This window comes from Bradyrhizobium sp. (assembly GCF_022844465.1).
Taxonomy (GTDB): domain Bacteria; phylum Pseudomonadota; class Alphaproteobacteria; order Rhizobiales; family Xanthobacteraceae; genus Bradyrhizobium.
The window spans coordinates 259711-272761 of the sequence record NZ_JALHLP010000003.1 but is presented as its reverse complement, the minus strand read 5'-3'; the positions used below and the strand labels follow the sequence as shown (position 1 = coordinate 272761).

General features: G+C 63.9%; 12 protein-coding genes and 2 pseudogenes. 1 reads left to right on the top strand and 13 read right to left on the bottom strand.

Annotated elements, in window-relative coordinates:
* Positions 1–134: 134 nt before the first annotated feature.
* From Q0D31_RS09410 to Q0D31_RS09385, 6 genes and pseudogenes are all read right to left on the bottom strand, one after another.
* Positions 135–896: pseudogene (locus Q0D31_RS09410) on the bottom strand (ABC transporter permease).
* Positions 893–1816 (bottom strand): ABC transporter ATP-binding protein, encoded by a 924-nt coding sequence (locus Q0D31_RS09405; protein ID WP_291849188.1) that lies wholly within the window; start codon positions 1814–1816, stop codon positions 893–895. The pseudogene Q0D31_RS09410 and the gene Q0D31_RS09405 overlap by 4 nt, the downstream one beginning before the upstream one ends.
* A gap of 120 nt (positions 1817–1936) precedes the next feature.
* A complete protein-coding gene (locus Q0D31_RS09400) occupies positions 1937–2227 on the bottom strand; it encodes a type II toxin-antitoxin system HicB family antitoxin (RefSeq protein WP_291848875.1) in 291 nt (96 codons plus the stop codon).
* 8 nt (positions 2228–2235) lie between these two features.
* Positions 2236–2435: pseudogene (locus Q0D31_RS09395) on the bottom strand (type II toxin-antitoxin system HicA family toxin).
* Between the two features lie 83 nt (positions 2436–2518).
* Positions 2519–5167 carry a UvrD-helicase domain-containing protein gene (locus Q0D31_RS09390; RefSeq protein ID WP_291848872.1) on the bottom strand — a complete coding sequence of 883 codons (2649 nt, stop codon included), beginning with the start codon at positions 5165–5167 and terminating at the stop codon, positions 2519–2521.
* A gap of 117 nt (positions 5168–5284) precedes the next feature.
* Positions 5285–5770, bottom strand: coding sequence for a thioesterase family protein (locus Q0D31_RS09385; RefSeq protein ID WP_291848868.1), 486 nt, complete (start codon positions 5768–5770; stop codon positions 5285–5287).
* Positions 5771–6017: 247 nt separating this feature from the next.
* Between Q0D31_RS09385 and Q0D31_RS09380 the strand changes: the two genes are divergently transcribed.
* Entirely contained in the window at positions 6018–7436 is a 1419-nt protein-coding gene (locus tag Q0D31_RS09380) for an FAD-linked oxidase C-terminal domain-containing protein (RefSeq protein ID WP_291848864.1), read from the top strand.
* Between the two features lie 31 nt (positions 7437–7467).
* Here the strand turns inward: Q0D31_RS09380 and Q0D31_RS09375 are convergent, their stop codons facing one another.
* The 7 genes from Q0D31_RS09375 to Q0D31_RS09345 all read right to left on the bottom strand — a co-directional run bounded on the left by Q0D31_RS09375 (position 7468) and on the right by Q0D31_RS09345 (position 12968).
* Complete coding sequence (locus tag Q0D31_RS09375; protein WP_291848861.1) at positions 7468–8457, bottom strand: hypothetical protein; 990 nt, start codon at positions 8455–8457, stop codon at positions 7468–7470.
* Complete coding sequence (locus tag Q0D31_RS09370; protein WP_291848858.1) at positions 8454–9245, bottom strand: creatininase family protein; 792 nt, start codon at positions 9243–9245, stop codon at positions 8454–8456. The genes Q0D31_RS09375 and Q0D31_RS09370 overlap by 4 nt, the downstream gene beginning before the upstream one ends.
* A 48-nt stretch (positions 9246–9293) precedes the next feature.
* Positions 9294–10079 (bottom strand): DNA-binding domain-containing protein, encoded by a 786-nt coding sequence (locus tag Q0D31_RS09365; RefSeq protein WP_291848855.1) that lies wholly within the window; start codon positions 10077–10079, stop codon positions 9294–9296.
* Positions 10076–10981 (bottom strand): DUF692 domain-containing protein, encoded by a 906-nt coding sequence (locus tag Q0D31_RS09360; protein WP_291848852.1) that lies wholly within the window; start codon positions 10979–10981, stop codon positions 10076–10078. The genes Q0D31_RS09365 and Q0D31_RS09360 overlap by 4 nt, the downstream gene beginning before the upstream one ends.
* A gap of 114 nt (positions 10982–11095) precedes the next feature.
* A complete protein-coding gene (locus Q0D31_RS09355) occupies positions 11096–11353 on the bottom strand; it encodes a hypothetical protein (protein ID WP_366518508.1) in 258 nt (85 codons plus the stop codon).
* A gap of 211 nt (positions 11354–11564) precedes the next feature.
* A complete protein-coding gene (locus Q0D31_RS09350; RefSeq protein ID WP_291848849.1) occupies positions 11565–12029 on the bottom strand; it encodes a DoxX family protein in 465 nt (154 codons plus the stop codon).
* A gap of 207 nt (positions 12030–12236) precedes the next feature.
* A complete protein-coding gene (locus Q0D31_RS09345) occupies positions 12237–12968 on the bottom strand; it encodes a cytochrome c biogenesis protein CcdA (RefSeq protein WP_291848846.1) in 732 nt (243 codons plus the stop codon).
* Positions 12969–13051 lie beyond the last annotated feature (83 nt).

Below are 13051 nucleotides of genomic sequence, written 5' to 3'. Positions count from 1 at the left end.
CCCGGCCTGTAATATGCCCTGAATCCGGCTTTGGTTCCAGAGACCTGCGCCCCATCGTTAATGCCTCTCGCGGCGCAAACAAGGCAGCGGCGGGGCGGAATCCAGCGCGGTCTCCCGCCAACGCGGAAGCTGCGTCAATTCTTCAACCGGTAACCGGTCCGGAAAATCCACCAGACCAGAACGAGGCAGATCGCAAGGAAGCCGAGCGTCACGCCGAGGCTCAAGGCCACGCTGACGTCGGCGATCTCGTAGAAGCTCCAGCGAAAGCCCGAGATCAAATACACGACGGGATTGAGAAGGGATAATGCGCGCTAGGCCGGCGGCAGCATGTCGATCGAGTAGAAGCTGCCGCCAAGGAAGGTGAGCGGCGTCACCACCAGCATCGGGATCATCTGCAGCTTTTCGAACCCGTCGGCCCAGATGCCGATGATGAAGCCGAACAGGCTGAAAGTCACCGCGGTCAGCACCAGGAAGCTCAGCATCCACCAGGGATGCTGAATATGCAGGGGCACGAACAGCGCGGCGGTGGCCAGGATGATCAGGCCGAGAATGATCGACTTGGTCGCGGCGGCGCCGACATAGCCGATCACGATCTCGAAATACGAAACCGGCGCCGACAAGATTTCATAGATGGTGCCGACGAACTTTGGAAAATAGATGCCGAACGAGGCGTTGGCGATGCTCTGCGTCAGCACCGACAGCATCACCAGTCCGGGCACGATGAAGGTGCCGTAGCTGACGCCCTGGATCTCGGTGATGCGCGAGCCGATCGCGGCGCCGAACACCACGAAATAGAGCGAGGTCGAGACCACCGGCGAGACGATGCTCTGCAGCAGCGTGCGCCAGGTGCGCGCCATTTCGAACAAATAGATGGCGCGGACGGCGCGGAAATTCATGACGGCCGCACCAGGCTGACGAAGATGTCTTCCAGCGAGGATTGCCTTGTATCGAGGTCCGAGATGCGGATGCCGGCGTTGCGCAGGTCGCCGAGCAGGCTGGTGATGCCGGTGCGTTCGCCCCTGGTGTTGTAATCGTAGGTCACGGCGCGGCCGTCGTCGGACAGTTGGAGATTGTAGGCGGCAAGCGAGGCGGGGATTGCCTCCAGCCTGGCTTGCAGATGCACCTTCAGTTCCTTCCTGCCGAGTTTCTCCATCAATCCCGCCTTGTCCTCGACCAGGATGATCTCGCCCTTGTTGATGACGCCGATGCGGTCAGCCATTTCCTCGGCTTCCTCGATGTAATGCGTCGTCAGGATGATGGTGACGCCGGAGGCCTGCAGGGCGCGCACCACCTCCCACATGCCCTTGCGCAACTCGACATCGACGCCCGCGGTCGGCTCGTCGAGGAACAGGATTCGCGGCTCGTGCGACAGCGCCTTGGCGATCATCACGCGGCGCTTCATGCCGCCGGACAGGGTGATGATTTTGGAGTCTTTCTTGTCCCACAGCGAAAGGTCCTTCAGCACCTTTTCGATGTGCGCAGGATTCCTTGGCTTGCCGAACAGGCCGCGGCTGAAGCTGACGGTCGCCCAGACCGTCTCGAAAGAATCGGTGTGCAGTTCCTGCGGCACCAGCCCGATCAGCGCGCGCGCGGCGCGATAATCCCTGACGATGTCGTGCCCATCGATGCTGACGCGCCCCTCGCTCGGATTGGCGATGCCGCAGATGATGCTGATCAGCGTGGTCTTGCCGGCGCCGTTCGGCCCCAGCAGCGCGAAGATTTCGCCGCTGACAATATCCAGGTTGATACCGTTGAGCGCCTTGAATCCGGAGCCGTAGGTTTTTGAAAGATTGGATACGGATATGATGGAGGGCATTACCAGCATGGCGGGGTGAACAGGATATCGACGAAAAGAACGCTTGGGCCGGCTCGAGGGAGAGGGGGAGATAGGAACGGGGGCGAGGCTCCGCAATCCACCGTGCGGACGAAAACGGGGCTATTCCGCAGCGTGAGCGCGCGCGGGCAGTTCGATCAGGGCGACCATATAGCTCTTGAGATCACCGGCGATTTCCGGGTCGGATTTCAGCTCGCTCAGCGTTCGCGGACGTGGCAGCGGTTTGCCGTCTTCTTCGTACCCTGCTGCATAAAGCTCCAAAGCTTCCGGCGCATTACGCAATGCCTCGTCCATATCATCGCCACCGGATGTGCAGCCGGGCAGGTCCGGAAACCAGACGCCAACGGCGCGGTCCGGTCCTGCATCCTCAATGAAAGCAATGTAGTGGGCCATGGTGAATCTCAGTCAGGTTTCCAACCTGCGCCCTTATAAATGGCACGAACCAAGCCTTTTCCAAGTCCTTCTTGGGGTGCGGAACGACAAGTGTTTCTGTTTCGCCTGAGATGGTACGTTTGAAAACGTGGTGGGAACCCGTCACGCGAACAAGAATCCATCTCTCCTGCTCCAGGCGTCGGATGATTTCACGGCTGTTCGTCAACATGAAAGCGGGCCCCCATCGAACAGTACGACGGGAAAATATCCGTGCCTAGCCTGCGACAAGTAAGCGAATTCACTGTCCTGTCGCTACACCCGCTCCACGAAACTGTCGACCACCTTCTTCTCGCCTGCCTTCTCGAACGCGATCGTCAGCTTGTTGCCGTCGACCTTCACCACGTTGCCGTAGCCGAATTTCTGGTGAAACACGCGGTCGTCGAGCGAGAATTCCGAAACCGTGCCGGTGGATTTCGCGACCAGTTCGCCCTCGATCACGACCGGCCCGCGCTTGTTGCGCGCGAAGCCGCCGGGCGTCTCGCCGCGCGGGGAGAAATGCGCCTGGTTTTCCTCAAAGCCGCCGCGGGCCTGGCCGCTGCGATTGCCCTGGCCGCGGGCGCGGTTGGCCTGCGCGCGCTGCCAGCCCGGCGTCGTATAGCTGGAGCCGAAGGATTCGACGTTGTCGAAGCGGGACGGGCCGTAGCCGCCGCTGCCGCCCCAGCCGGAGCCGCCCTTGGACTCCGTGATCTCGACATTGGCCGCCGGCAGTTCGTCGAGAAAGCGCGATGGGATCGTGGTGGTCCAGGTCCCGTGGATGCGCCGGTTGGTGGCGAAATAGAGTTTGGCGCGGCGGCGGGCGCGGGTCAGGCCGACATGGGCCAGACGGCGTTCTTCCTCAAGGCCGGCGCGGCCCTGTTCGTCGAGCGTGCGCTGGCTCGGAAACAGGCCTTCCTCCCAGCCGGGCAGAAACACGTTCTCGAACTCGAGCCCCTTGGCCGAATGCAGCGTCATCAGCGACACCGCTTCGTCAGCGGCGCCGCCGTCGCGGTCCATCACCAGCGAGATGTGTTCGAGGAAGCCTTGCAGGTTCTCGAACTCCTCCATCGAGCGCACCAGCTCCTTCAGATTGTCGAGCCGGCCGGCGGCGTCGGCGGAGCGGTCCTTCTGCCACATCTCGGTGTAGCCGCTTTCGTCCAGCACGATCTCGGCCAGTTCGGTGTGCGAGGCGACCTCGCGCTGCGCGCGCCAGCGGTCGAAATGCAGGATGAGATCGCGCAAGGAGCCGCGCGCCTTCGGCTTCAGCTCGTCGGTCTCGACCACGGCGCGCGCGGCCTCGAACAGGGGAATGCGGCGCTTGCGGGCGTGGTCGTGCAGCATCTGCACGGTGGCGTCGCCGAGCCCGCGCTTCGGGACGTTGACGATGCGCTCGAAGGCGAGGTCGTCGGCAGGCGAGTTGATCACCCGCAGGTAGGCGAGCGCGTCGCGGATTTCGGCGCGCTCGTAGAACCGCGGGCCGCCGATCACGCGATAGGGCAGGCCGAGGGTGACGAAACGGTCCTCGAATTCGCGCATCTGGAACGAGGCCCGCACCAGAATCGCGATCTGGTTGAGGTTCTCGCCGGCGCGCTGCAATTCCTCGATCTCCTCGCCGATGGCGCGGGCTTCCTCCTCCGAATCCCAGGAGCCGGTCACGGTGACCTTCTCGCCGTCGACATCCTCGGTGCGCAGCGTCTTGCCGAGCCGGCCTTCATTATGCGCGATCAGGTGCGAGGCGGCGGCGAGGATGTGGCCGGTGGAGCGATAGTTGCGCTCGAGGCGGATGACCCTGGCGCCGGGAAAGTCGTGGTCGAAGCGCAGGATGTTGTCGACCTCCGCGCCGCGCCAGCCATAGATCGACTGATCGTCGTCGCCGACGCAGCAGATGTTCTTAAGCGGGGAGGAGGGCTGAGCCACGGCATTTCCCGCGTCATTCCGGGGCGCACCGGCAGGTGCGGACCCGGAATCCCGAGATGAGTCCTCTTCAGCTCGAGATTCCGGGTTCGCGTCTTCGACGCGCCCCGGAATGACTGACGCGGTAGTGCGCCCCGGAATGTCAGCAGGCTCCGTAGCGCCAGAAATCACGGACGAAAGCGGTGCGCCCGGTCGCGCTGGCGCCTGCGACAACAGCCGCAGCCACAGATATTGCGCGACGTTGGTGTCCTGATATTCGTCGACCAGGATGAACTTGAACCGGTTCTGGTACTGCCGGAGCACGTCGGGGTTTTCGCGAAACAGCCGGATGTTCTCGAGCAAGAGATCGCCGAAATCGGCGGCGTTGAGAATCTTCAGCCGCTCCTGGTAGCTGGCGTAGAGCTTGCCGCCCTTGCCATTGCCGAACACCGCAGCTTCGCCCGGCGGCACCTGCGCCGGCGTCAGCCCGCGGTTCTTCCAGCCGTCGATCAGCCCGGCCAGCATGCGCGCCGGCCAGCGCTTGTCGTCGATGTTCTCGGCCTGCAGCAATTGCTTCAGCAGGCGGACCTGATCGTCGACATCAAGCACGGTGAAATTGGATTTGAGCTGCACCAGTTCGGCGTGGATGCGCAGGATGCGCCCGCCGATCGAATGGAAGGTGCCGAGCCACGGCATGCCTTCCACGGCCTGGCCGAGCATCTGGCCAAGACGCAGCTTCATCTCGCGCGCGGCCTTGTTGGTGAAGGTCACCGACAGGATTTCATGCGGCCGCGCCCGGCCCTCGCTCAGGATGTGGGCGATGCGCGTGGTCAGCACGCGGGTCTTGCCGGTGCCGGCGCCGGCCAGCACCAGGACCGGGCCGTCCAGCGTCACCACGGCTTCGCGCTGTTCCGGATTGAGGCCGGCGAGGTATTGCGGGCCGGCTGCGGCCCGCGCACGCGCGGCGATGCCGCCAGCGGCGGGCTGGTGCTCGGGGACGCCGGGATGGGGCAGTTTGCTCGGCTCGGTCATGGTCGAATCGTCTCATTCCCACGATGGCACCGTGCGGCGGTAAAGGGGAGCCCTCATAGCGGGGATCGATGGCCATATAGGGGCTGGCCGGCTGTTTTGACAGGCTTTATCGCATCGCTATCTCTGGGGCATCGCAACCTTGCGGCCGATGCCCTCGGGCCTGGGAACGGCCGCGTGCGCATCCATCACGGTCTGGATGCGGGCGCTGATATCCGGCGGGAAGGGAGCCACCTTGCGCTGCCTCATGTCCATGTGCAGCGTCATGTTCTCGGAAGTGGCGGAAATCCAGCCTTCGGTTGCGTGGCGCAACTCTTCGAACGTATGCAGCCGCTTGTCGTCGGCGCCGAGCAGATAAACCGAAATCTGCACGGGGTCGCCGAGGTGAATTTCGCGCAGATAGCGCACGTGGCACTCGGCGGTGAAGGTCGAGTGGTGGCGCTCCTTCATGTAGGCCGGCCCGATCCCGAGTTGCAGCCACATCTCGTCGATCGCGCGGTCCATCATCACGTTGTAGTAGGCCATGTTCAGATGGCCGTTGTAGTCGATCCATTGCGGCTCGATCTGCATCACCGAGGACAGGAACGGGGCGGAAGGCTTCAGCATGTCGTTCAGGTTTTCCTTTGGGTTCGCTGAGAAAGTTTTTCAGGAAGGCCACGAGCAATTCTTGATTCAAGATCCGAGCCTGAAGCGAACGATAGAATCAAGCCGGCGGGTTCGATCGATCCGATTGTTGCCAAAGGTAGTGTTCGTTCGGGCTTTTCAGCAAAATGCCCCGCTCTCCTCGCTCCGCGGTCTCTTGACCCCCCTTATATCCTTTGCCACGGTCGGCTCAAAGTCGGGAGGATTTGGCGTGGCGACCAAGATATCAGGTAATGCCAGACGGCCGGAGCCGCAGGCGCTGGCAGGCGCCGTCGCGGCGCTGGCGGCGCGGTTCGGCAACCGGTTGATCACCTCGCAGGCCGTGCGCGAGCAGCACGCGCACACCACCACCTGGCTGCCGGCGCAGCCGCCGGACGCGGTGGTGATGGCGCAGGAAACCGCCGACATCCAGGACGTGGTGCGGATCTGCAGCAGGCACGGCGTTCCCGTGATCGCTTTTGGCACCGGCACCTCGCTGGAGGGCCAGGTCAACGCGCCGGCCGGCGGCGTCTGCATCGACCTGCGCGACATGAACCGTATTCTCGAAGTCCATGCCGAGGATCTGGACTGCGTGATCCAGCCCGGCGTCACCCGCAAGGCGCTGAACGAGCATTTGCGCGACCAGGGACTGTTCTTTCCGATCGATCCCGGCGCCGACGCCTCGCTCGGCGGCATGACCTCGACGCGGGCCTCCGGCACCAATGCGGTGCGCTACGGCACCATGCGCGACAACGTGCTGGCGCTCAAGGTGGTGCGCGGCGACGGCGAGATCATCACCACGGGCACGCGGGCAAAGAAATCATCGGCCGGCTACGACCTCACGCATCTCTTTGTCGGCGCGGAGGGCACGCTCGGCATCATATCCGAACTCACCATCAAGCTGCGCGGCATCCCCGAGACGATTGCGGCTGCGGCCTGTTCGTTCGAGACCGTGCGCGGCGCCTGCCAGGCCACCATCCTAGCCATTCAGACAGGTATCCCCGTCGCGCGAATCGAATTGCTCAACGCCGAGCAGGTGCGCGCCTGCAATGCCTATTCGAAACTTTCGCTGCCGGAGACGCCGCTGCTGCTGCTGGAATTCCACGGCAGCGAGATCGAGGTCGCCGAGCAATCGAGGAACTTCAGCGAGATCGCCCAGGAATGCGGCGGCGGCGATTTCACCTGGACCACCCGGCCCGAGGACCGCACCAAACTCTGGCAGGCGCGGCATGACGCCTATTGGGCGGTGAAGGCGTTGCGTCCGGGCGCGGGCGTGGTCGCGACCGATGTCTGCGTGCCGATCTCCAGGCTCGCCGATTGCGTCACCGAAACCGAGGACGACCTTCAGCGGATCGGCCTGCTGTCGCCGATCGTCGGCCATGTCGGCGACGGCAACTTCCACTGCTCGCTGGTCTGCGACGTCGACGACCCCGAGGAAATGGCGCGCGGTGAGGCCTTCATGCATCGCCTCGTCGAGCGCGCGCAGGCGATGGGCGGCACCTGCACCGGCGAACACGGCATCGGGCAGGGCAAGCAGAAATACCTCGAGGCCGAACTCGGCTCTGAGGCGATCGACGCCATGCGCGCGCTGAAAGCGGCGCTCGATCCTCAGAACATCTTCAACCCCGGAAAGATCGTGCCAGCCAATTGATCGCCTCGCGGCGCCGACCGATTCGTTGTTGCTAATTTGCACGCCTTTCGGTGATGGCCTTGCGGATCGCGGCCAGCGGCGCGGTGTCGTCGAACTCGAGACCTTCGCCCGGCGGATTCAGTCCGAGGTCGCGCCACAGCGCCGCAAGATCGGGGGTCACGGGTTTCGGCCCCATTTCGCCGTGCAGGCGGGTCAGCACGTCGACGCCGACTGCCTTGTCGGCGGTTGAGAGAACGCGGTCGATCGACCAACCCTGTTCGTGATTGCCGCCCGCCGCGATCACGCCGCGCATGGCGTCCTGCAGGCCGAGGCGATTGTTCGTTCGCCTGCGGATTTCGATGTCGGCCAGCAGACAGAACATGGCGCCGCCCCAGTATTTCCGTCCCCAGGTGCCGGTGTTGTCGAGGCCATCGTCGCCGGCTTGCGGCAGCCCCTTCGGCATGTCGCGCATCATCGCCTGCCAGATCTCCGGTGCCGTGAGAGCTCCCGCCTGTACCCGCGCGACCGGCTCGACATAGACGGCAAGTCCCTCCGACAGCCAGGCGTGGCGGTTGGGCATATCCGGCAGGGCGGTATGCACCATCTCATGCACCAGCACCCAGTCGTGCCGCAATACCTCCTCGGTCACGTCGCGGCCAAGCGGGATGCGAATCGCGGCGCCGCGATAGCCCCAGGTGGTGCCGCCGCGAATCCGCGCGCCGTCGACGGGCACCAGCAGCAGCCGCAACGAATTGACGGGAAACCGTCCATAGTAGGCATGGACGGCGCTGGCCGACTTCCTTATCCAGTCCAGCAGCTTTTCCCTCGGCAGCGTGATATCGCCAGGTGCGAACGCGACGTGGATAACCCCGCCGGGCATCTCGATGTCGGTTTTGGGCAACCGGTCGAACGCATCGTAGGGCATGCCGCTGCCGCGCATATACTCCGATTGCGCGTCGGCGCGGAACGCGACCGTGCTGGCCAGCAGCGCGGCGGTGAGGGCTGCGGCGATGGTGCAGCGAACGGCGAAGGAGATGCTCATCGCAACACGGTTTGGATCGCGTCAGGTTGATGGCTTGCGGCGGGGCCTTTCACGATGAACGCGCCGATCTGTTCGTTGAGATCGTCGAGCATGGCGGCGAGCAAGGTTTCGCCCTTCGCCAGTGTCGCCCGTGTCGGATCGCCGTAGCTGCCGGAGCGGCTATAGTTCGGCGAATTCGAATCCGACGGCGTCAACGGCCCTGGCGTCGCGTGTTTCACCGCAGGGCTGGCTTCGGCGCGGGCCATGTCGACCAGTTCAGGCGCGATCGCCAGCATCAACGAGGTTTCCAGCTCATCTGCATGACTGCCATGGCTCTGCTCGGCCAGCGCCTTCGCCGCGCGGGGATAGCGCGGGCCTCCGTGGATCCACACATGCTTGACCCGACCGGCATCGAGACGCGCCAGCACGCGGTCGACCGGAGCCAAGGTGCTGATCCCGGTATTGAGCACCAACAGCTTGCGGCAACCGCTGGCGAGGATTGCCGCCGCGACCTCGCGCACCAGCGCCTCGAACGTCGAGGCTGACAGGCTGCTGTTGCCGGCATATTCGACGAAGGCGGGGTAATGGCCGTAGGTCAGCGTCGGCCAGACCAGCGCGTCGAACGGCTCCGCCAGTTTGCCGGCGAGCCATTCGGCCTGGATGCGATCGGTATTGAGGGGCAGGTGAAATCCGTGGGGCTTGGCCGCGGCGCCGATCGGCAATATCGCCGCCGCGCCGTCGCCGATCCGTCGCGCGACGTCGTCCCAGCGCATCCGCTCGATGAAATGGCGATCGGTGTGCGCTCCCATCCTCGGGCCTTTCATCGCCTTCCCAGACAATGCGTCGAATGTGCAAAGTTACGTGCCGATCGAAACGCCGGTCAGAAGTCCTGTGGCGATCCAGCCGTGCAGATAGCCCGCGCCGCGGCCGGCCGCGCCGTCGGGGTCGTCATAGGTCGCGAGCATCTCGCAGAGTACGCCGAACGAAATGCCGTTCTTAGCCTCGTCCCACATCATCGCTTCCTCCGCCGGAAGTTCGCGAAACATCGGCGTGACCTCCTGGCGCCAGACCAGCAGGCGGGCTGGCTGATCCAGCGCGGCTGCTTCCGGCGGGGCTTCGTCGTTCTTGAGTGCGAGCCAGATCGCGGATGCGTTGGTCACAAGATCGACCCTGGACACGCTGGGGTGCGGCTGGAACCGGAGGTCGGCCCAGGCTTCCGGCGCGAAGCCGGCCATGTCGGCCAGTCCGACCACCGCGCCTTCGCCGGCGTCAAAGGCGTCGTTGAGCGCCTTTTCCAGCGCGGCGAGATCGGCCAGCGCCGGATGATCCGAATAAGGCTCCGTCGATCTGAGGAAATCCGGCAGGCCTTGCGCGTACCAGCGCAGGTTAGGATGCCCTGATGGCCGCGCCTTGACATACGCATGCGCCATCTCGTCGAACGTCTCGTCGCCGAGATAGAGATGCAGCAGCGCGTGATCGTTGCTGATCGCCTCGACCAGGCGCGAGCCATAAGCATGGCGATAGACGCCGAACAGCCTTGCGCGCGTCTCCCGGGGGCTGTCGAGAATTTCAGCCAGCACCGTGTCGTCGTCACCGAGGATGCCGCGCTGGAAATCGGCCTGCTGTCGGGCGAGGTCCCTCATTCCCGCTGCCTGCCCGTCGGCAAGATTTTCTCCGCAATCTCGCGGGTCCTGATGACCTCAGCCAGGAGTTCGTCGAGCGGCGGTATGTTGTCGTCGCGCTCGATCATGGTCGAAACCCGGCCGAAGCGCTTCAGCGCGGCGACATAGAGATCCCAGACATCCTCGCAGACCGGATGATCGTGGGTGTCGATGATGTGGGTGCCCATGTGGCTGTGACCGGCCATGTGAAACTGTACCACCCGATCCGCCGGAATTCCGTTGAGGAAGGCGAGGGGATCGTAGCCGTGGTTGAAGGCGCTGACATAGACATTGTTGATGTCGAACAGCAGCCAGCATCCGGAACGGGCCGACAGTTCGGACAGGAATTCCCACTCTGTCATCTCGGAATTGTTGAACTGGACGTAGGTCGAGACATTCTCGAGCACAATGGCGCGGCCAAGGAAGTCCTGCACCAGTTGCACGCGGCTGACAACGTGGTCGAGCGCTTCCCTGGTGTAGGGGATCGGCAGCAGGTCATGCAGGTTCTTGCCGTGTACGCCGGTCCAGCACAGATGGTCCGATATCCATTTCGGCTCAACCCGCCGGGCGAGATTCTTCAGTTCCTGCAGGTATTCGAAGTTCGGCGGCGCGGTGGAAGCGATCGACAATGACACCCCGTGCATCACGACGGGATAGCGTTCGCAGATCCGGTCGAGCGTGCGCAGCGGCTGGCCGCCGGGCAGCATGTAGTTCTCGCTGATGACCTCGAACCAGTCGATCGTCGGATGGCCGCTCAGGATCTCGTCGTAATGCTGATGGCGCAGGCCGAGGCCGAAGCCGAGGAAAGGCGGCTTGGTCGATGTGGTCGAGCGGTCCGCAAGCGCCGCCGCCGAAGTGTCGGGCAATCTGCTTGCGACGTTCATGTCGTCTCCGATCGAACGCCCGCCAGGCCGGCGGCGTGTCCCAGACTTCCGAGCGTAAGCTACCACGGGAAGGAAGCCCGGCCTAAGCCGGGCCCCTTCCGCGCCGTCAGCGGTTTACGCCGGCGAATACTTGCCCTTGGCGGCTTCGCACTTTTCCTTGGTCATGGCCGAGAAGCCTTGGCCCTTGCAGGCGTTCTGACCCTTGCAGGCGTTTGCCCCGCCCTTGCAGGCGCTCTGGCCCTTGCAGGCGTTGGCGCCGACGCACTTGCCTTCGCCGGCGGCGTAGGTCGGGGTCGACATCGTGGCGCCGGCGAGGAACAGGGTGGCAGCAGCGGCGGCGATGGCGGCGCCGGACTTGGACGTCATCTTCATGGTTATCCTCCAAAAGAGAAGTGTCAGGCGCATCGCCGCCAGCCGCGTCAGGTCCGGCCGGCAGCTGCACCTGGGAGAGCTACGCGGCGTGTTCCGACTAGTTACACGCCGTACAGACTTTATTTTGGCCATAGCCTCGAGAAAGTGACGATCTGGCAGCCGGGCCCAGCTTTGCGGTTGCTTTCCTGACCCCGGTCACGGATACGTGAACTCAGATCGACTTCTCCCGGCCGCCGCTCGCGTTGACCAGCAGCCGGTCCAGCGAAGCGGCGCCGGGACCCGCGATCGCCAGCCACATGAAGGCGGCGAAGTATGTGGCCTCCTCAAAGCCAAGCAGCGTTTCCAGGGAATCGACGTCGCCCCATTTCGCCGACTTGATGGCCACCAGCATCACCACCGCCAGCATGGCGGCTGGGATTCGCGTGAACAGCCCAACGATCAGCATGGCGCCACCAAAGCATTCGACGCCGGAGACGAACGGGGTGAGGAGATTCGGAAACGGGATGCCCCAGCCGGCAAAATTCGCGGTGACCTGAGTCAAATTGTTCAGCTTGCCCCAGCCTGCCAGCATGAAGGTGTAGCCGACGACGATCCGCATGATCAGCGGTCCGGCCCAAGAGAAATAAGACGCGATCCGGGCGGGCAGAAGGATCAGAAGATGGACCATGAAATTCATGCAAATCCCTTCAAGTATTTTGCTCGCCTGAAGCCGCAAGCTGCGGGTTGTTTGGGACAAATGGTTGAAAAAGCATTCAATACCGCGACCGTGGCGATCTGGCCTCGGCTGGTAGTTCGCTCTGGCCAGCCCGATTGTTACGGGCGTGCGAGGGCTTTTCGAGCGAACGTCTGCCCGGACGTGGTCTGGGGTGAAAACCGCTTGCGCTCAGCCAAAGTTTTGCAGGGCGGGAAAGGTCTCCAGCAGCCAGATGCTAATGCTGGTCACCGAGCCGGTGAGAAAACCGATGCCGGTCAACACCATCAGGATGCCCATGGCGCGCTCGACCTTGCCGAGATGACGCTTCATCCGCGCGAACAGCGAGGAGAACTGCTCGATCATGAAGGCCGCCAGCAGGAACGGGATTCCGAGGCCGGCGGAATAGACCGCGAGCAGGCCGGCCCCCTTGGCGACGGTGGCCTCGGCGGCCGCGATGGACAGGATCGCCGCCAGGATCGGGCCGATGCAGGGCGTCCAGCCAAAGGCGAAGGCGAGCCCCATGGCATAGGCCCCCCAAAGGCCGACCGGCTTTGGCATGGGTATCCGGCCTTCGCGCATCAACAGCCCGATCCGGGTCAGGCCGAGGAAATGCAGGCCCATGATGATGATGACGATGCCGGCCACGATCGAGAGCTCGGCCGACCAGGCGCGAATCAGGCCGCCGACCAGCGAGGCGCTGGCGCCGAGCGCCACGAACACCGTGGAAAAGCCAGCCACGAACATCAATGCCGAAGCCATCACGGCCCGCTTGGAGGCCTGCGTCGTCTCGTCATTGGCGACATGCTCGATGGTCGCGCCGGTGAGATAGATCAAATAGGGCGGCACCAGCGGCAGTACGCAGGGCGAGAGGAAGCTGACAAGGCCGGCGATCAGGGCCGCCGGGATCGAAACATCGTTCATTGCATGACCTTCGAGAACTGATGCAAGGCATAGCGCCGTACCAGCCGGTACGGAACAGGCAATCGGCTTGTTTCGCCGCATTC